General features: G+C 72.8%; 18 protein-coding genes. 8 read left to right on the top strand and 10 right to left on the bottom strand.

The window, feature by feature from the left end:
- Window positions 1–2: 2 nt before the first annotated feature.
- Genes H4696_RS03645 through H4696_RS03635 form a run of 3 tightly spaced genes read right to left on the bottom strand, consistent with a single transcriptional unit; the run spans window position 3 to window position 2408 of the window.
- Window positions 3–590, bottom strand: coding sequence for a cysteine hydrolase family protein (locus H4696_RS03645; protein ID WP_086861843.1), 588 nt, complete (start codon window positions 588–590; stop codon window positions 3–5).
- Window positions 577–1968 (bottom strand): MFS transporter, encoded by a 1392-nt coding sequence (locus H4696_RS03640; RefSeq protein ID WP_249027054.1) that lies wholly within the window; start codon window positions 1966–1968, stop codon window positions 577–579. Before H4696_RS03640 ends, H4696_RS03645 begins: the two co-directional genes overlap by 14 nt.
- A complete protein-coding gene (locus tag H4696_RS03635; protein WP_086861841.1) occupies window positions 1965–2408 on the bottom strand; it encodes a MarR family winged helix-turn-helix transcriptional regulator in 444 nt (147 codons plus the stop codon). Before H4696_RS03635 ends, H4696_RS03640 begins: the two co-directional genes overlap by 4 nt.
- Window positions 2409–2489: 81 nt before the next feature.
- Here H4696_RS03635 and H4696_RS03630 point away from each other — a divergent pair, with 81 nt between their 5' ends.
- Window positions 2490–2969 carry a DUF2087 domain-containing protein gene (locus H4696_RS03630; RefSeq protein ID WP_086861840.1) on the top strand — a complete coding sequence of 160 codons (480 nt, stop codon included), beginning with the start codon at window positions 2490–2492 and terminating at the stop codon, window positions 2967–2969.
- On the opposite strand, the gene H4696_RS03625 is transcribed toward H4696_RS03630, so the two are convergent.
- Both H4696_RS03625 and H4696_RS03620 read right to left on the bottom strand, forming a co-directional pair.
- The gene (locus H4696_RS03625) at window positions 2933–3886 is read right to left on the bottom strand and encodes a sigma-70 family RNA polymerase sigma factor (protein WP_086861839.1); all 954 of its coding nucleotides are present in this window, start codon (window positions 3884–3886) and stop codon (window positions 2933–2935) included. The genes H4696_RS03630 and H4696_RS03625 overlap by 37 nt on opposite strands.
- 48 nt (window positions 3887–3934) lie before the next feature.
- The gene (locus H4696_RS03620; protein ID WP_086861838.1) at window positions 3935–4450 is read right to left on the bottom strand and encodes a bifunctional nuclease family protein; all 516 of its coding nucleotides are present in this window, start codon (window positions 4448–4450) and stop codon (window positions 3935–3937) included.
- Window positions 4451–4610: 160 nt separating this feature from the next.
- On the opposite strand from H4696_RS03620, the gene H4696_RS51115 reads away from it, so the two are divergent.
- Both H4696_RS51115 and H4696_RS03610 read left to right on the top strand, forming a co-directional pair.
- A complete protein-coding gene (locus H4696_RS51115) occupies window positions 4611–5084 on the top strand; it encodes an SRPBCC family protein (RefSeq protein WP_086861837.1) in 474 nt (157 codons plus the stop codon).
- Window positions 5085–5165: 81 nt separating this feature from the next.
- Window positions 5166–6599: an MFS transporter gene (locus H4696_RS03610; RefSeq protein ID WP_086861836.1), complete on the top strand. Its 1434-nt coding sequence runs from the start codon at window positions 5166–5168 to the stop codon at window positions 6597–6599.
- Here H4696_RS03610 and pdxR read toward each other — a convergent pair.
- A complete protein-coding gene (gene pdxR / locus H4696_RS03605) occupies window positions 6527–7930 on the bottom strand; it encodes a MocR-like pyridoxine biosynthesis transcription factor PdxR (RefSeq protein ID WP_086861835.1) in 1404 nt (467 codons plus the stop codon). The genes H4696_RS03610 and pdxR overlap by 73 nt on opposite strands.
- Window positions 7931–8012: 82 nt before the next feature.
- Between pdxR and H4696_RS03600 the strand changes: the two genes are divergently transcribed.
- On the top strand, window positions 8013–9221 hold the full coding sequence (locus H4696_RS03600; RefSeq protein WP_086861834.1) for an MFS transporter: 1209 nt from the start codon (window positions 8013–8015) through the stop codon (window positions 9219–9221).
- Here H4696_RS03600 and H4696_RS03595 read toward each other — a convergent pair.
- The gene (locus tag H4696_RS03595; protein WP_086861833.1) at window positions 9196–10644 is read right to left on the bottom strand and encodes an AAA-type ATPase lid domain-containing protein; all 1449 of its coding nucleotides are present in this window, start codon (window positions 10642–10644) and stop codon (window positions 9196–9198) included. The genes H4696_RS03600 and H4696_RS03595 overlap by 26 nt on opposite strands.
- Window positions 10645–10782: 138 nt before the next feature.
- Here H4696_RS03595 and H4696_RS03590 point away from each other — a divergent pair, with 138 nt between their 5' ends.
- The 3 genes from H4696_RS03590 to H4696_RS03580 are packed head-to-tail and all read left to right on the top strand — an operon-like array spanning window position 10783 to window position 13494.
- Entirely contained in the window at window positions 10783–11796 is a 1014-nt protein-coding gene (locus H4696_RS03590; RefSeq protein ID WP_086861832.1) for an amidohydrolase family protein, read from the top strand.
- A gap of 1 nt (window position 11797) precedes the next feature.
- Window positions 11798–12472 carry an iron-sulfur cluster assembly protein gene (locus tag H4696_RS03585; protein ID WP_086861831.1) on the top strand — a complete coding sequence of 225 codons (675 nt, stop codon included), beginning with the start codon at window positions 11798–11800 and terminating at the stop codon, window positions 12470–12472.
- The gene (locus H4696_RS03580) at window positions 12469–13494 is read left to right on the top strand and encodes an NAD(P)-dependent alcohol dehydrogenase (protein WP_086861830.1); all 1026 of its coding nucleotides are present in this window, start codon (window positions 12469–12471) and stop codon (window positions 13492–13494) included. Before H4696_RS03585 ends, H4696_RS03580 begins: the two co-directional genes overlap by 4 nt.
- Before the next feature lie 81 nt (window positions 13495–13575).
- Here the strand turns inward: H4696_RS03580 and H4696_RS03575 are convergent, their stop codons facing one another.
- The 3 genes from H4696_RS03575 to H4696_RS03565 form a co-directional block, all read right to left on the bottom strand.
- Window positions 13576–14364, bottom strand: a complete 789-nt coding sequence (locus H4696_RS03575; RefSeq protein ID WP_338078650.1) for a hypothetical protein — start codon at window positions 14362–14364, stop codon at window positions 13576–13578.
- 87 nt (window positions 14365–14451) lie between these two features.
- Window positions 14452–15963, bottom strand: coding sequence for a CehA/McbA family metallohydrolase (locus H4696_RS03570; protein WP_192782044.1), 1512 nt, complete (start codon window positions 15961–15963; stop codon window positions 14452–14454).
- A 99-nt stretch (window positions 15964–16062) separates the two neighbouring features.
- A complete protein-coding gene (locus H4696_RS03565) occupies window positions 16063–16389 on the bottom strand; it encodes a hypothetical protein (protein ID WP_192782043.1) in 327 nt (108 codons plus the stop codon).
- A gap of 190 nt (window positions 16390–16579) precedes the next feature.
- Between H4696_RS03565 and H4696_RS03560 the strand changes: the two genes are divergently transcribed.
- Window positions 16580–16819 carry a hypothetical protein gene (locus tag H4696_RS03560; protein ID WP_086865420.1) on the top strand — a complete coding sequence of 80 codons (240 nt, stop codon included), beginning with the start codon at window positions 16580–16582 and terminating at the stop codon, window positions 16817–16819.
- Window positions 16820–16956 lie beyond the last annotated feature (137 nt).

Genomic DNA, 16956 nt, shown 5'->3' with positions numbered 1-16956 from the left:
ACCTACCGCGCGGCCCAGAGCTCCTCGAGCCCGGCCACGTCCACGACCACGCAGGTACGCGGGAACAGCGTGCCGGTGAGGAACTCGTGCGTCGCCTCCTCGCGGTCGGCGCAGGCGTCGCGCAGGACGACGACGCGGTAGTCGCGGTCCATCGCTTCGCGGACCGTGCTCAGCACGACGCCGCTGGTGCTGATCCCGGCGAGGACGAGCGTCGTGATCCCGCGGTCGCGCAGCTGCCGGTCGAGGTCGGTGGTGGTGAAGGCGCCGACGCGGATCTTGCGCACCCGGACGTCTTCGTCCTTCGGCGCGAGCCGGGCGTGGAGCTGCGTGCCGGGCGCGTCCGCGTGCATCGCGGCCCGGCGGTCGGGGGTGGCGACGGCCGCGAACACGCTCGTCTCGGGAATGGCGTCGAATTCGGCGTCTTCGAACGCGACGCGCACCCAGCCGACGTGCCCGCCCCGCGTGCGGACGTCGTCGATGGCGGCGATGACGCGGTCGAGCAGCGGGCCCGTATCGGGCAGCTGCCCGAGGATCCCCTCTTGGTAGTCCATCACGAGCAGGGTGGTGCGGTTCGGGTCAAGCGTGGTCATCTTCGTCCTCGGGTCGGGTGGTGTTTCTGGTCAGGGCACGGTCGAAAACGGTCAGCAGCAGGAACACGACGCCGATGCCGATGAGCAGCAGCGCGAAGCCGTGCAGGCCGGCGGTTTCGGCGGCGGGGCCGAAGAAAGCGCCTTGCAGCGCGGAAGAGACGATCGCGCCGAGGTAGCCGAAGGTGCGCAGCAGCCCGGCGGACGCGGCGATGTCGGCGGGATTCGCCTGGCGGTACACGGAGTTCTGCAGCGCGAGGCTGTTCAGCCCCTGCGGCACCCCCGACACGAGCGCGAGCACCACGAGCAGCCACACCCCGGCCGAATCGTCGAGCGCCAGGAGGAGCGCGCAGCCCGCGAGTTGCCCGAGCCCGGCGACGATCAGCTTGCCGCGCACGGCTTCCCGGCGGCCGCTGACGAGCGACACGACGATCGCGGTCGCGAACAGCGGCAGCGTCGCGAGCCCGGTCTGGGCCGCCGACAGGCCGCGGGCGTGCTCGAGCCATTGCGTGTAGCCGTAGAGGAAGCTGTACGCCACGACGTAGGCGAGCAGCGCGCGGCCGTAGGTGCGCAGCAGCGGGCCGTTGCGGCCGAGCAGCCGCAGGTCGATGAACGGGTGCGCGCAGGTCAGCTCGCGCACGGTGAACCCCGCGGCACCGGCGGCGGCGAGCACGGGCAGGTACCACTCCCCCGCGGCCGGGTGCATCAGGAACAGCAGCAGTGCCACGAGCGTGCCGGCGAACAGCGCCATGCCGGGGAAGTCGAGGTCGAACCGGCCCGCCGACGCGCGCTTCGGCGCCTTCGGGAAGCGGCGGGCGCCGAGGACGAAAGCGGCCAGCGCGATCGGGATGTTGACGGCGAAGGTCGCGCGCCAGCCGCCGACGTCGATCAGCAGCCCGCCCAGCGCCGGGCCGAGCACCGAGATCGTCTGGGTCGAGACCGCCAGCACGGTGAGCACGGACGCGGGACTGTCGCGGCCGGTGCGCTCGCTTTCGTCGCGGATGAGCCGCATCGCCGCCGGGTAGCCCGCGCAGGTGCCGAAGCCGAGGACGACCCGCGCGGCGATCAGCACCCCGAGGTTGGGCGCGAGGGTTCCGAGCACGCCGGCGGCCCCGACCAGCGCCGTCGCCGGGAGGAACAGCCGCCGCGGGCCGTAGCGGTCGATCAGCCGCCCGACGACCGGCTGCCCGACCGCCGTGGCCAGGTACAGCGCCGAGATCAGCCACGCGGTCGCCGACGCCGGCTGGCCGAACGCCACGCCGATCGGCACCAGCGCGACCGCGATGATCGTGGAGTTGACCGGGTTCAGCACCGCACCCGAAATGAGCGGGGCCAGCAGTTTCCGGTCGAACCCGGCCTTCGCCCGTTCGCGCGTCGTCACGGTTCGGCGATGCGGCCGAGCAGGGCGAGCGCCTCGGTGACGACGGCCAGTTCGTCCTCCGTGAGCCGCTCCGCGAGAGCCCGCGCCAGCCATTCCTCCCGCGACGCGCGGGCTCCCCGGCCGTACGCGCGGCCTTCGGGGGTGAAGAAGATGAGCTGGCGGCGACCGTCTTCGGGGTCGTCCTCACGGCGGACCAGGCCGAGCTTCTCCAGCGCGGCCACCGTCGCGGCCATCGACTGCGGGCGGACTCGCTCCGCGCCGGCCAGCACGCTCGCCGTCGCCGGCTCCAGCTTCGCGAGCCGGGCGAGCGCCGAGGCCTGCGCGGACGTCAGGTCCCCGACCTCCGTCGCGTCCATCATCTTCCGCCGCAGCCGTCCGACGAGCACGCGCAAGGTCTGCGCGGCCGCCACCGCCGGTGCGGGAACCGTTTTCGGAGCCATATCGACAGGGTAAACTGATCAGGTAACCCTGTCGAGTTTTCGCCGACGACGGCGCCCGCGTTTTCCGGTACCTTCCGGGCCATGGCCGCACCGGAAGCACTGGTCTCCGCTCTCTCGGATCCCGAACGGCTGCTGCTGTTCGCCCGCATCTGCGCCGCGCCCGAAGGGCTGCCGGCGGGCGAGGTCCCGGCCAAGCTCGTCAGACGGCTGACCGACGCGGGCCTGGTGACGGCGGACGGCGACCGCTACCGCCCGGTGCCCGGCGTCTTCCGCGAAGCGCTCGTGAAGGGCCCCGCCGACCCGCTCGACGGGCTGTTCCGGCACGGCAGGCTCGTCACGATCCCGCATTCGGGCAAGCGGCGGCAGCTGCTCCTGGCCACCCTCGCCGAGCGGTTCGAGCCCGGCCGCCTGTACACCGAGCAGGAGGTACGGGAGAAGCTCGTGATGGTCCACGACGACCACGCGACCCTGCGCCGCTACCTGATCGACGAAGGCCTGCTGCAGCGCAGCAACGACGGCGGCGCCTACGGCCGCCCGTCGGAGGCCCGCGCCGCCGGCTGAGTCGCGGGAAGGTCGAACGCCGCCAGCACGGCGGGATCGGCGAACACGACGTTGTGCGCCACGCCCGCTTTCGTCACGGTGAACACCTGCAGGGTGTGCAGCCGGTAGATCCCGGCGTCGTCGCGGCAGTAGGCGACCAGCGCGGGCTGGCCGTTGGCCGACGTGCGCGTCATCCGCCAGTCCGGGCCGCGCATCGCGAACAGCCGCTCGAGGAACCGGCCGTAGTCGTCGCGGCCGCGGAACCACAGCGGCACCGGCGGCATCTCCATGACGACGTCGTCGGCCAGCAGCCCGACCAGCCCGGCGACGTCGGCGCGTTCGAACGCCCGCACGTACCGGTCCAGGACCGCGGCCACCGCCGCGTCGGCCGGTTCGGCGACCTCCTCCACCGACACCCCGCCGAGGCCGGCGCGAGCCCGTTGCAGCGCGCTGTTGACCGCCGCGGGGGTGGTGTCGAGGAACCCGGCCACCTCCGCGGCGCTGAATTCCAGGACGTCCCGCAGGATCAGCACCGCGCGCTGCTTCGGCGGGAGCGTCTGCATCGCCGCCAGCAACGCCAGCCGGAGCGTGCCCCGGCCGGGGTCGTCCGCCGACGCGTCCGGAAAGGGCTGCAGCCACGGGATTTCGAACGACGGCGTCAGCGGCGCGGCCGGGTCGTCGCGGGGGTGACCGAGCCCGGACGGCAGCGGGCGCCGCGCTCGCCCTTCGAGCGCGGTGAGACAGGCGTTGGTCGCGATGCGGTGGAGCCAGGTGCGCACCGAAGCCCGCGCCGGGTCGTAGCCCGGCCACGCTTTCCAGGCGCGGACCAGGGTTTCCTGCACCAGGTCCTCCGCCTCATGGACCGAACCGAGCATGCGGTAGCAGTGCGCCAGCAGCTCACGGCGGTGCGGCTCGACGGCCGCGGCGAAGTCCGGCATCGGCGTCCCTCCCGCCGCGAAATGTACCGGCGGGAGGGAGCGGAGCGCTCACAGGTCGTCGAAGTCCTCGGGCCGCAGGCCGTCGAGCTCGGCGCGGAACCGGGCGACCTCGGCCTCGGTGTCCAGCACGTCGGCGGCCGGCCCTTCGGTCTCCTGCTCGACCTCCAGCTGCACGGACGCGACGTCGAGCACCTCTTCGGCGACGCGGATCGGCGCGCCCTGGCGCAGGCCGAGCGCGACCGCGTCACTGGGGCGGGCCGACACGCGGGTGCCGGAGGCGAGCACGAGGTCGGCGTAGAAGATGCCGTCGCGCACCTCGGTCAGCTCGACCGCGGCGACGCCCTGGCCGAACGCCGCGAGCACGTCGCCGAGCAGCTCGATCGTGCCCGGGCGCGGCTGCGCGATCTGTTCCCGCGCCCGCACCAGGGCTTCGGCCTCGCCGTAGCCGATCATGATGGCGAGCCAGCGGCGGGCGCCGTCGGGTTCGCGGAGCAACATCAGGGGCGCCTCCCCCGGCACCGGAACGGCCATCCCCACGACCTCGATCGGGATCACGCTGACCACCGCACCCTCCGTGTCAATATTCCTCCGCGCGCCAGGTACCCAGAATGTCGGACCCGCAACCGGTCCGGCGCGGGGAGTTTTTTCAACGCGGGCTCTCCTGGGCTGCGGACAACGCCGGGACGCCTTGCCCGGGCGCCCGCAACGCTGTCACCGTCAGAGGGTGGAACCGACGATTTCGCGCAGCGTCACCGTCCCTACCGACGCGGGCACGGTGTGGTCGTGGGTCACCGACCTGCCGCGGATGGGCGAGCTGAGCCCGGAGAACGTCGGCGGCCGCTGGCTCGACGGCACCGGCCCGGCCCTCGGCGCGCGCTTTCGCGGCCGCAACGAGAACGGCGCCCTGCAGTGGTGGACGCGGGTGCGGGTGGTCGCGTTCGAGCCGGAGCGCCGGTTCGCCTTCGACGTGCGGACGCCGTTCGGCTCGCGGGTTTCGCACTGGGAGTACGTGCTGACGCCGGATCCGGGCGGCTGCGTGGTGACCGAGAACTGGTACCGGATCGGCAGCTGGATCGTGCGGAAGTTCATGGGCCCGCGGGTCACCGGCCGCGCCGACCGGCCCGGCTACAACGTCGAGTCGATCGAGTACACCCTCGCGGCGCTCAAGGCGCGGGCGGAGGAGCGGGCCGCCGCGTGAGCTGGGTCGCTCCGAACAGGTCAGTCTCTTGTTGAAACTCATGTCATCCGGCTAGGTTGTTTTTTCGGACCTAGGAGGGACATGACCGACACCGCGCCGAAGCCCGGCCTCGTGCTGCTCGTCGTCTCGACGGCGGCGTTCCTGGCCAGCCTCGACACGTTCATCGTCACCATCGCCTTCCCCGGCATCCGGGCCGCGTTCCCCGGCGACGACCTGGCGACGCTGTCGTGGGTGCTCAACGGCTACACGGTGCTGTTCGCCGCGTGCCTGGCCCCGGCCGGGCGGCTGGCCGACCGCTACGGCCGCAAGCGGCTGTTCCTCGCCGGCGTCGCGGTGTTCACGCTGGCCTCGGCCGCCTGCGCGGCGGCGCCGTCGATCCCGGTCCTCGTCCTCTTCCGCGCGGTGCAGGCGATCGGCGCGGCGCTCGTGATGCCGACGTCGCTGGCCCTGCTGCTGACGGCGTTCCCGCCGCACCGGCGTCCGCTGGCGGTGGGCGTCTGGGCGTCGGTGGGCGCGGCGGCCGCGGCCCTCGGCCCGCCGGTCGGCGGCCTGCTCGTCGAGGCGTCCTGGCGCTGGGTGTTCCTGGTGAACCTGCCGATCTGCGCGGCGACGCTGCTGGCCGGCCCGCGGGTGCTGCGCGAGTCGCGGGACACGTCGACCGGCGTCCCGGACCTGCTCGGCGCGGCCGGGCTCCTCGTCGGCGTGGGCGCGCTGGCCTACGCGCTGGTCACCGCCCCGGACGACGGCTGGGGCTCGGCGGGCGTCCTGGCGGCGTTCGCGGTGGCGGCGCTGGCGCTGGCGTGGGTCCCGCTGCGCTCGGCGCGCCACGCGGTCCCGGTGCTGGACCTGCCGGCCCTGCGCGTCCCGACGCTGTGGCTGGCGTGCGCGACGACGGGCGTGTTCGCGGCCGGCTTCGCGGCGATGCTGTTCGGCAACGTGCTGTTCCTGACGTCGATCTGGCACGACTCGATCCTGATCGCGGGGCTGTCGCTGGCCCCGGGCCCGCTGATGGTGGTCCCGGTGTCCATCCTCGGCGGCCGGTTCGTCCACCGCTTCGGCCCGGGCCCGGTGGTCGCCCTCGGCGGCGTGTCGTTCGGCGCGGGGGCGCTGATCTGGGTGCTGCGGATGGGCGCGACCCCGGACTACGCGGCGTCGATGCTGCCGGGGCAGTTGTTGACGGGTGTTGGGGTGGGGTTGATCCTGCCGAGCCTGTCGGGAGTGGTGGGCACGGTCCTGCCGCCCGCGAGGTGGGGCGCGGGATCGTCGATGGTGACGACGATGCGGCAGATCGGCACGGTATTGGGGACGGCGGTGCTGGTGGCCGTCTTCGCCGGGACGCCCGATCTGACGGACTTCCGGCGCGGCTGGCTGGTGGTGGTCGCGACGGCGGCGGCAACTTGCTTGGGCGGGCTGCTGATCACGGCGCGGCGGCGCACGGACCATTACGTGGAACCCCAGGCGGCGTCCAGCGCCGCGAGTCCATCGTCGATCCTCTCCACCGGGATCGAGCCGTAACCCAGCACCAATCCGGGTAACGGAAAACCGCCGCACAGATCGGAAAGCGTCTGCACCGCCACCCCCGCGGCCGCCGCCCGGGCGGCGATCGGCTCCAGGTCGGCGTCCGCCAACGCGCACAAGTGCAACCCCGCCGCCGAAGGAACCACCCGCAGCCGACCGGCGAACACCCGGTCCAAAGTGGACACCAAACGCTCATGCCGTTCCGCGTACACCTTCGTCGCCCGGCGGAGGTGCCGCGCGAACAGACCGTCGTCGATGAACCGCGCCAGCGCCGCCTGCGCCGACAGGTCGCCGTGCCAGTCGGACAGCTGCCGGGCATGGCACAACGCCTCCCGCAGCGACGCCGGCGCGACCAGGAAACCCAAGCGCAGCATCGGGAGCAGTGTCTTCGAGAACGACCCCACGTACGCCACCCGCCCGTCGCGGTCCAGGCTCTGCAACGGCTCCAGCGGCCGGTCCGAGAACCGGAACTCGCTGTCGTAGTCGTCCTCGACCACGAGCGCGTCCGCTCGCGCAGCCCACGCCAGCAGCGCCGTGCGCCGGGGCAGGGACATCGGGGTGCCGAGCGGGAACTGGTGCGACGGCGTCACGTACACCAGCTTCGTGCGCGGCGGCAGCGCCGAGACATCGAGGCCTTCGCCGTCCACCGGGACGCCGACGACTTCGGCGCCGTGCGAAGCGAACAGCAGTTTCGCCAGCCGGTAACCGGGCTCTTCGACGGCGACGCGGTCGCCCGGGGAAAGCAGCACGCGGCACAGGAGGTCCAGCGCCTGCTGCGCGCCCTGGGTGACGAGGACGTCGTCCGCGCCCGCGCGCACCGAACGGGAAACGCCGGCGTGCCGGGCGATCGCCGCGCGCAGGGCCGGGTGACCTTCCGGGCCCGCGTAGTGGGTGACGCTCTCGCGGAGTTCGCGGGCGAGGAAGCGCCGCCAGGTCTCCAAGGGGAACAGCGCGGCGTCGGGGATGCCGACGCGGAAGTCGAACGCGGGTGTCTGCGTGGGAGCGGCGACCGGTGGCGGCAAGGATCGCCACACCGGCTTCGGCCGCGGGCCCGCCGCCGAAGGTGCCGAACGCGGCCGCGGGGCGGGCAGCGAAGCCGAGACGTAGGTGCCCGCGCCGACGCGGCCGGTGAGGAAGCCGTCGGCGGTGAGGCGGTCGTAGGCCACCGCGACGGTGTTCCGCGACACCGCCAGCCGCCGCGCCAGTTCGCGGGTCGGCGGGAGCCGCTCCCCCGCCCGCAGCCTGCCGTCGAGGACGGCGTCGCGCAGCTGGCGGTAGATCCGGACGCTCAGGTCGCCACGCCCGGCCAGGCTGACGTGGAAGTCCATCGCGCGACCCTAGCATTGGCCCAATCCACGGAGCCATAATTGGATCTGGGATCGGGCCAAGTTCCGCTCTAACGTCATCCTCATGACGAAGACTCCGGACCGCCTGCTCGCCGCCGCCCAGCTGGTGGGCTCGCTCGGCGACGGCGCGTTCCTGACGTGCTCGGTGCTGTTCTTCACCCGGATCGCCGGGCTGACCCCGGCGCAGGTCGGGCTCGGCCTCACCCTCGGCTGGGCGGTCGGCTCGGTCGCCGGGGTGCCACTGGGTCACCTCGCCGACCGCCACGGCGCGCGGGGCTCGGCCGTGCTGCTGGCCCTGGCCACCGGCGCGTCGATCCTGACGTTCCTGCTGGTCCGCTCGCCGGTGCTGTTCGCGCTCGCCGCCTGCCTCTACGGCAGCTGCCAGACCGGCCTGGCCGCCGCCCGCCAGGCTCTGCTGGCCGCGCTCGCCGACCCGGAACGCCGGACGCGCATCCGGGCGCGGCTGCAGTCCGCGGGCAACGCCGGGCTCGCCGTCGGCGCCGGGCTGGGCGGGCTCGCGCTGTCGGCCGACACGGCGTCGGCGTACCTGACGGTGTTCGTGCTCGACGCCGCGAGCTTCGCGGTCACCGCGGTGCTCCTGCTCGCGCTCCCCGCCGTGCCGGTGTCGGCGCCGCGCACCGGCGAGCCGAAGCTGGCCGTGCTGCGCGACCGGCCGTACGCGCTGGTGACGCTGCTCAACGCGATCCTGTTGCTGCGCATGCCCTTGCTGAGCGTCGCGATTCCCCTGTGGATCGTCGAACGCACGGCCGCGCCGGGCTGGACGGTGTCCGCGCTGTTCGTGCTCAACACGGTCGTGGTGGTGCTGCTGCAGGTCCGGGTGGCCGGACGGCTGGCGAGCATCGGCTCGGCGGCGCGGATGGTCCGCCGGTCCGGGGTGCTGCTGCTCGCCTCGTGCGTGGCCTTCGCGGTTTCGGCGTCGGGGACTTCGCCGTGGATCGCGTTCGCGGTGCTGGTCGTGGGCGCGCTGGTGCAGGTGGCCGGGGAGATGCTGCAGTCGGCGGGCTCGTGGGAGATCGGCTTCGCGCTCGCGCCGGCCGATCAGCAGGGCCAGTACCAGGGCTTCTTCGGCACCGGGGTCTCGGTGGCCCGCGCGCTCGGGCCGGTGCTGCTGTCCACCGTGGTGATCGGCTGGGGTCTGCCGGGCTGGCTGCTGCTGGGCGCGGTCTTCCTCGCCGCGGGCTGCGCGATGGGCCCGGCGGTCCACTGGGCCCAGGCCTCGCGGCCGGTCAGGATTTCAGTCGCCGCGCGTTGAGCCCGTACTGCGCCAGCTTCCGGTAGAGCGTCGCCCGGCCCATGCCGAGCTTCGCCGCGGCCCGCACGACCGTCGCCCCCGGCTCGGCCAGGCAGCGGACGATCTCGTCGCGTTCGAGGGCCTGCAGCCGGCTCAGCCGGTGCCCGACCCCGGTGAACACCTCGGCGGGCAGCTGCGGCGTGTCTACCACCTGTGACCGTGAAGCGGCTTCGCGCACAACGCGGCGAAGCTGCTTCGCGTTCTCGGGCCAGTCGTACGCCGTCAGCGCACGAGCCGCCGCGGGCGTGAAAGTGACGTCGCGGCCGCGGTCGCGCCGGGCGAAGTGACGGGCCAGCGGGAGGACGTCGTCCGGGCGGAACCGCAGCGCCGGGACCTCGACGACCCGGTCGACCAGCGGGCTCAGCGCGGCCGGCACCGAAGCGGCGTCCTCGGCGGTGAGGACGAACGGCGGCAGCTCGTCGTGACGGACTTCGGCGAAGATCCGCGCCAGTTCCTCGGCCGCCCACGCGGGCAGCGCGTCCACGCCCGAGACGATCACGCAGGTGCCCTCCTTGGCCAGCTCGGGCGTCCACAGCGTCAGCCAGGTGTCGACGTCGTCGGGGGCCGGCGGGCGCGCGTTGAGGACGCGCTCGCGGGGCCGCAGCTCCCGCCGCGCCAGCGACGCCAGCGCCGTCTTGCCCGCGCCCGGCTCGCCGACGACCGCGACGACCCGGCCACCACCCAGCGCGGTCCGCGCTTCGGCGACCGCCGTCGTCCAGGCGGCCGAGAGCCGCGGCAGGTCGCCGGGGTCGACCCGGTCGGCGTAGACGCGGAAGACCTCGCCCCGCGGAGTCGGGCGGGCGGTGCGGCCGGACGCGCGGGCCAGCATCAGCGCGGCGGTGTTCCCGGCCGCGGCCTGGGCCAGCGCGAGCAGCAGCTCCGAGGACTGCTCCGACCAGGTGGTCAGGTTGACGCTGCCGGCCAGCCCGCCGGTCAGCGGGTCGAGCACCGGCACCGCCGCGCAGGTGTAGCCGCGCAGGTCGGTGCAGTAGTGCTCGGCGGCCCGCACCAGCGACGGCGCCCGGTCGGCCAGCGCCAGGCCCAGCCCGTTGGTGCCCGCGTTGCTCTCCGCGAAGTAGAACCCGGGCGCCAGGTGGACCTTGTCGAGCGAGCGGTTGATGCCGGCGTCCGTGCACAGGCGGCTCAGCACCAGGCCTTCGCTGTCGGTGATCATCAGGCTGATCGGCTCGTTGGCCAGCGTCGCCTGCAGCCCGCGCAGCACCTCGGTGCCGCATTCGTAGAGCAGCGAGCCGGTGTCGACCGCGCCGGAGAACACCGGCACGACCTCGTCTTCGGGGACGCCGTAGCGCTCGCTGCGCTGCCAGGACGCCCGCAGCCGGGCGGCGTCGAACGACCGCGTGACGGACACCTGCGGGTTCTCCACTCGACCTCCCGGAACGCGCCGCTGCGTGGGACTCCGTCCAGCCTACGTCCGCCGCCCGGGTGACGGCGGCCCGAGCTGTCTCATATCGAGACAGCCGACGGGTCCCTGACCAGCCCCGACGTCCCTAGCGTCCCGGGCATGTACAGCAAAGACGGCGAGACCTACTTCATCGTGGACGCCCACGTGGCCCTGTGGGACGCACGCCCGGAGAACCAGCGCAACATCCACGGCAAGCAGTTCATCGACTGCTTCTACGACTACCACCGCAACCTCAGCCCCGAGTCCGAGGTCTGGCCCTACGAGGACTACCTCTACCAGGGCGGCGAGCGGCTGATGCGCGACCTGTTCGAGAACGGCTACGTCGACCACGCGATCTTCCAGCCCGCGTACCTCGGCGCGTTCTACGAAAACGGCTTCGGGCAGACCGAAGAAGCTTTCGCACTCACGCAGAAGCACGAAGGCAAGCTCACCTACAACCACTTCTTCGACCCGCGCTTCGAGCAGGCCGGGATCGACCAGCTGCGCCGCGACGCCGAGCGCTTCGACCTCAAAGGCGTGAAGCTCTACACCGCCGAGTGGCAGGGCGATTCGCGCGGCTACAAGCTCGACGGCAAGTGGACGTACAAGTACTTCGAAGCCTGCCAGGAACTCGGGATCAAGAACATCCACGTCCACAAGGGACCGACGATCCGGCCGCTCGACCGCGACGCCTTCGACGTCGCCGACGTCGACCACGCGGCGACCGACTTCACCGACCTCAACTTCGTCGTCGAGCACTGCGGCCTGCCCCGGCTGGAGGACTTCTGCTGGATCGCCACGCAGGAGCCGAACGTCCACGCGGGACTCGCGGTCGCCATCCCGTTCATCCACACGCGGCCGCGGTACTTCGCGCAGATCATCGGCGAGCTGCTGTACTGGCTGGACGAGGACCGCATCCAGTTCTCCAGCGACTACGCGCTCTGGACGCCTCGCTGGCTGATCGAGCGGTTCGTCGACTTCCAGATCCCGGAGGACATGCCGGAGTACGCGCCGTTGACGGTCGACCAGAAGAAGAAAATCCTCGGCCTCAACGCGGCGGCGATGTATGACATCCCGGTGCCCTCGGAACTGCAGCTGGCCCCGGTCGAGCCGCAGGCCGTCTCGGTGGCCTGACATGGACGCCTACGCCGCGCTGGACGCGGTACTCGACCCGGAGCTGGACGAGCCGATCACCGATCTCGGCTTCGTCAAGTCCCTCGACGTCGACGGCGGCCGGGTGACCGTCCACTTGCGACTGCCGACGTCGTTCTGCGCGCCGAACTTCGCCTACCTCATGGCGTCGGACGCGAAGGACGCACTGACGGCGCTGCCGTGGACGACCGAAGTGGTGGTGGAGCTGGACGACCACCACGACTCGGACCTCATCAACGCCGGTCTCGCCGCCGACGCGGGCTACCGCGGCACGTTCGGTCACGAAGCCGATCAGGACTTGGAGGAGCTGCGGGCGACGTTCCGCCGCAAGGCCCACCAGGCGGCGATGGAACGCGCGCTGAGCGTGCTGCTGCGGGCGAACGAGGACGTCGACCTGCACGGCGTCACCCTCGCGGACCTGCCGGACGCGGTGTCCACACAGGCCTTGCTCCGGCGTCGCGAGGCGCTCGGGCTGCCGTCCGACCCGGCGTCGCCGGTGCTGGTCGACCACGACGGAACCCCGTTCCCCCGCGAGGAAATCCCGCTGCGGCTGCGGTTCGCCCGGTCGGTCCGGATTTCGATCGAGGGCAACTCCCACTTCTGCCGCGGCCTGCTCCGCACCCGCTACCCCGAATCCACTGTGGAGGTACCAGCGTGAAAGCCGTCCAGGTCGTCGGGTACGACGCGCCGTTGGAACTGGCCGACGTCCCCGAGCCGTCGGTCAGCGGGCCGTACGACGTGATCGTGCGGATCGGCGGCGCCGGTGTCTGCCGCACCGATCTGCACATCCTCGAGGGGCAGTGGAAGGAGAAGTCGGGCGTCACGCTGCCTTACACGATCGGGCACGAGAACGCGGGCTGGGTGCATGCGGTCGGCAGCGCGGTCACGAACGTCGCCGAGGGCGACAAGGTGATCGTGCACCCGCTGATCACGTGCGGGCTGTGCCGGGCGTGCCGCTTCGGCGACGACGTCCACTGTGCACAGTCGCAGTTCCCCGGCATCGACACCGCGGGCGGGTACGCGGAGTACCTCAAGACGTCCGCGCGCAGCGTCGTCAAGATCGACGACTCTCTGGAACCGGCCGACGTGGCGGCGCTGGCGGACGCGGGGCTGACGGCGTACCACGCGGCGGCGAAAGCGGCGCGGCGGCTGCGCCCGGGCGACAAGTGCGTCGTCATCGGCGCGGGCGGGCTCGGCCACATCGGCATCCAGGTGCTCAAGGCGATCTCGGCCGCGGAGCTGATCGTCGTCGACCGCAACCCGGACGCGGTCAAGCTGGCGGTCTCGATCGGTGCCGACCACGGCGTCATCGGCGACGGCTCGCAGGTTTCGCAGGTCCTCGACCTGACCGGCGGCCACGGCGCGGAAGCCGTGATCGACTTCGTCGGCGAGGGCGGCGCGACCCGCGACGGGATCGCGATGCTGCGGCGGGCCGGTGACTACCACGTCGTCGGCTACGGCGAGAACATCGACGTCCCGACGATCGACGTGATCTCGACGGAGATCAACCTGATCGGCAACCTGGTCGGGTCGTACAACGACCTGTGCGAGCTGATGGTGCTGGCGGCGCAGGGCCGCGTGAAGCTGCACACGGCCCGCTACCGGCTGGAGGAGTTCCAGACAGCCCTCGACGACCTCGACGCCGGGCGCATCCGCGGCCGCGCGATCCTCGTCCCGTGAGCCGGCTGGTCCCGGCGCCACTTTCACGTGAAAGTGACCCGGAGTACGCACTCCGGGTCACTTTCACGTGAAAGCGCGGTGTTACTCGCTGGGCTGGGGTGCCGGGGCCTGGTGCAGCGACAGGTCCTGACCGGCGGCGGAGTCCTGGGCCCAGGCGCCGGACTCCGCCGTCCACGTCTGCCCGGCGAAGCTCACCTTGTCCACGCCCAGCGCCTCCGCCCGGCCGACCAGCCAGCTCGCGTACGTCCAGCCCTGCGCGGCCGGGTGGGCGCCGCTCAGCGCCGCCGTGCCCAGCTCCGCCGTGGCGGCCGCCGCCAGGTCGGCCGGGGCCGCGAGGGTCAGGTTGCGGCAGGTCAGCGTGGCCGGGAACTGGCCGTTGAACGCCGCAGCCATGGCGCGGGCCTGCGACTCCCACTGGGCGTAGGCGTCCGGCACCCCCGAGCGCTGGATCTCCTGGGCGGCCTCGGTGATCGGCAGCGTCTCCCAGCCGGGCAGCTTCTCGAGCTTCTCGTAGAACGCCGTCGCCGCGTAGACGGGGTCACGCAGCTGCGCGACCGTGCCCCAGCCCTGGCTGGGCCGCTGCTGGAAGAGCCCGACCGAGTCGCGGTCACCGCCCTCGAGGTTGCGCAGCTTCGACTCCTGCAACGCGGTGGCCAGCGCGACCGTCGCCGCGTGCGCGGGCAGGCCCAGCTTCGTCCCGACGGCCGAGATCGTCGCCGCGTTGTTCATCTGCTCCGGCGTGAACGTGTAGCCGTCCTGCCCCGGCTGCGCCACCGTGCAGCCCGGCGTCCGCACCGGGCTGCGCGTCAGCACCACCACCACGACGATCCCCGCGGTCAACACCACGACCGCCCCCAGGAAGATCGCCACCTTCAGGCCACACCCGCGCACCCTGCCTCGCCTTCACCCGTTCGCACCAGTCTGCCAAAACCAGGACGCGGCGCGGCGGGTGGAGGTTCAGGCGCCGAGGAAGATCGGGTTCGACAACGCGACCATGGCGTTCGGCTGCGTGGTGTTCGGGCCCCCGGACGGGCGGCGGACCTCGACGCGCACCCACCGCGAGTAGCGCGGGTAGGTCGTCCAGGTGACCGTGGCCGCGCCGGCGTCGCCGACGGTCTCGGTGTGCTCCGGGCCGAGCTGGTCGAGGAACGTCACGGTCGTGCCCGGGACGCCGCCGACGACCGCGCGCACCGTCACCGGCTCCCCGGTGCCGAGCGGCAGCCGGTCGCCGATCCCGGCCGTGCGGCCGCCGCCGGAGGCCGTGAAGTCCAGCTGGACCGCCGCCGACTCGGCCAGCCACGAGCGCCCGGCCTTCAGCCCGGCCAGGAGTTCCTTCCGGCGCAGCCGGTCGGCGAGCACCACCGTGTGCGGCAGCGCGACCCGCTGGTCCGGGTTGTGCGCGTCGGAGTCACCGATGGCCGGGATGAACCGGCCGCCGCGCAGGAGGCCGTCCCAGTGGATGACGCTGGCTTCGTCGTCCTGGGTCCACGGGCCGTTCCAGACCTCGACCAGGTCGGCGATCTCGTACGCGAACTCGTAGGTGCAGCCGAAGCAGTTGGCGAACGGGTGCGCGGCGGTGACCAGGCCGCCCGCGCGGTGCACCTGGTCGGTGAACCGGCGGAAGTCCTGCGGGTCGGCCGCGCGGTAGCGCCAGTCGATCCACGTGCCGGCGGGCAGGCCGATGGCGGGCCAGTGCCCGGACCGCGTAGTCACCTCTTCGCCGTTGAGGATCAGCAGGTCGTCGGTGGCGTACCGGCCCCAGACGAGCTGCGAGCTGGACGTGTTGTGGTCGGTCGAGACGATGAAGTCGAGGCCGGCGGCGCGCGCGTCGGCGACCAGCTGCTCGGGCGTGCGGCGGCCGTCGGAGTGGACGGTGTGCAGGTGGCCGTCGCCGCGGTACCAGGCGCGGCCGCGCTCCCGGGCGGGCGCGGTCTCCGGCGCCGGGTCCGGCTTGAACGGCGCGGCGTCCGGGCCGAAGGTGAGCGTGATGTCCACTTTGTAGTTCAGGCCCTGCGGCGCGACGGTGTACGGGCCGAGGATGACGTGCCAGCGGCCGGGCCTGATCGGGCCGGCGAGGTAGCCGGGCGTGGCCTCGGACGCGCTGATCGAGAACCGGTCGCGGAAGCCGCCGGACCAGCCGCGGAAGCCGCGGGCGTTGCCCAGTTCGTGGCCTTCGGGCCCGAACATGCCGATGTCGCAGGCGTTCCCGCGGGTGCCGGCGGGCACCTGCGGCTTGTCGTAGGAGTAGACGACGTCGATCTGCCGCACCCCGCGCGGGACGTCGACGGGCAGGTAGTACCAGTCCGGGACGTCCGGCTTCAGCGTGCCGGTGACGGTCCGGGTCTGGCTGCCGGTACCGCCCGGCTGGTCGGCGAACGCGACGCCGGGCAGCATCCCCATCGCGGCCCCGGCCGCCGCCACACCGCCCGCGCGCAGCAGCGCCCGGCGGCTCAGGTCCCCAGAACTCATGCGTACCTCCGCATCGAAAGACGACCCGACGCTAGGCCGCGAACGCGAACGCGGACAAGAACCGGCGGTGAACTTTCGGCGAGGGACACTCGCGTCAGGTCAGGACCTGGCGCGCTTGGCGAGGATCTTCGCGAGCGCGACGACGGTGACGGCGGCGGCCAGCCCCAGCCGCGCGACGTCGACCGCGGGCACCCAGGTCACGCTGCCGCCCCGGATGACGAACGCGCCCGAGGGCCGGGCGAACACCCCGAACCCGGCGCCTTCGCGCACCGGCAGCGCCCCGGTGTCGCCACCGCCCCCGCCCCCGCCGCCGAACACCGCCGCGGCCGGGATGACGACGGCCCCGTCCCGCTCGACGGGCTCGCCGTAGACGAGCTTCGCGGAGAACAGGTCCCGTGCCGACGCGGCCAGCTGCCCGAGTTTCATCCCGCCATCCTGGCCGCACCGGGCCACCGCGCGCACCTCCCACCGCGCTGTCCACTGTGGACGAATCACCGGCGGCGGCGCGTGCCCGCCGGAGGCCGCCGCGAGGCGGAGGTGTGAACCGCGTGTATCCGGGGCATTAACAACCGACACCTGTTTCCACGGGGAGAGCGCGCACCGAGGGGAGACCGCGATGACCTTCGACTTCGTCGGCCGCTGGCTGGGCCGGCATCGCGAACAGCCGGGCGTCACGGTGGACCTCTCGTGCGGTGGCCGCGTGACCCTCCGCGAGATCGACGGGCGCCCGGTGCTGGCCATCACCACCGCGCCGGGGCCGGACGGGCGGTCCGAGGTCGCCGCCGTGCCGTTGTCGGAGGCCGAACGCCGCGAGCTGGGGCAGGTCCTGGATCCGGCCGCGCTGCTGGCCTCCTGACCGGGGCCCCTACTTTCGCGGATCTGGATGTTTTCCGGGTCCCGCCCGCCGTAGGCTGCGCACCGTGCTTTGTGGCAGCCCTCGCGAGAAATGCGGTCCCGGCAGTGTGGCGCGGGTCGCTTTTTGTGGGGTTCCCA

It is taken from the genome of Amycolatopsis lexingtonensis (genome assembly GCF_014873755.1).
GTDB lineage: Bacteria > Actinomycetota > Actinomycetes > Mycobacteriales > Pseudonocardiaceae > Amycolatopsis > Amycolatopsis lexingtonensis.
Note: the sequence above shows the minus strand (reverse complement) of the source record. Positions and strands in the feature narration are given on the sequence as shown.

Excerpts from the sequence above, each read along its gene's own strand:
- H4696_RS03630 (WP_086861840.1), top strand. The coding sequence starts at position 2,490 with ATGGCCGCACCGGAAGCACTGGTCTCCGCTCTCTCGGATCCCGAACGG.
- H4696_RS03570 (WP_192782044.1), bottom strand. The coding sequence starts at position 15,963 with ATGAGTTCTGGGGACCTGAGCCGCCGGGCGCTGCTGCGCGCGGGCGGT.
- H4696_RS03565 (WP_192782043.1), bottom strand. The coding sequence starts at position 16,389 with ATGAAACTCGGGCAGCTGGCCGCGTCGGCACGGGACCTGTTCTCCGCG.
- H4696_RS03635 (WP_086861841.1), bottom strand. The coding sequence starts at position 2,408 with ATGGCTCCGAAAACGGTTCCCGCACCGGCGGTGGCGGCCGCGCAGACC.
- H4696_RS03625 (WP_086861839.1), bottom strand. The coding sequence starts at position 3,886 with ATGCCGGACTTCGCCGCGGCCGTCGAGCCGCACCGCCGTGAGCTGCTG.
- H4696_RS03560 (WP_086865420.1), top strand. The coding sequence starts at position 16,580 with ATGACCTTCGACTTCGTCGGCCGCTGGCTGGGCCGGCATCGCGAACAG.
- H4696_RS03590 (WP_086861832.1), top strand. The coding sequence starts at position 10,783 with ATGTACAGCAAAGACGGCGAGACCTACTTCATCGTGGACGCCCACGTG.
- H4696_RS03645 (WP_086861843.1), bottom strand. The coding sequence starts at position 590 with ATGACCACGCTTGACCCGAACCGCACCACCCTGCTCGTGATGGACTAC.
- H4696_RS03600 (WP_086861834.1), top strand. The coding sequence starts at position 8,013 with ATGACGAAGACTCCGGACCGCCTGCTCGCCGCCGCCCAGCTGGTGGGC.
- H4696_RS03585 (WP_086861831.1), top strand. The coding sequence starts at position 11,798 with ATGGACGCCTACGCCGCGCTGGACGCGGTACTCGACCCGGAGCTGGAC.
- pdxR (WP_086861835.1), bottom strand. The coding sequence starts at position 7,930 with ATGGACTTCCACGTCAGCCTGGCCGGGCGTGGCGACCTGAGCGTCCGG.
- H4696_RS03610 (WP_086861836.1), top strand. The coding sequence starts at position 5,166 with ATGACCGACACCGCGCCGAAGCCCGGCCTCGTGCTGCTCGTCGTCTCG.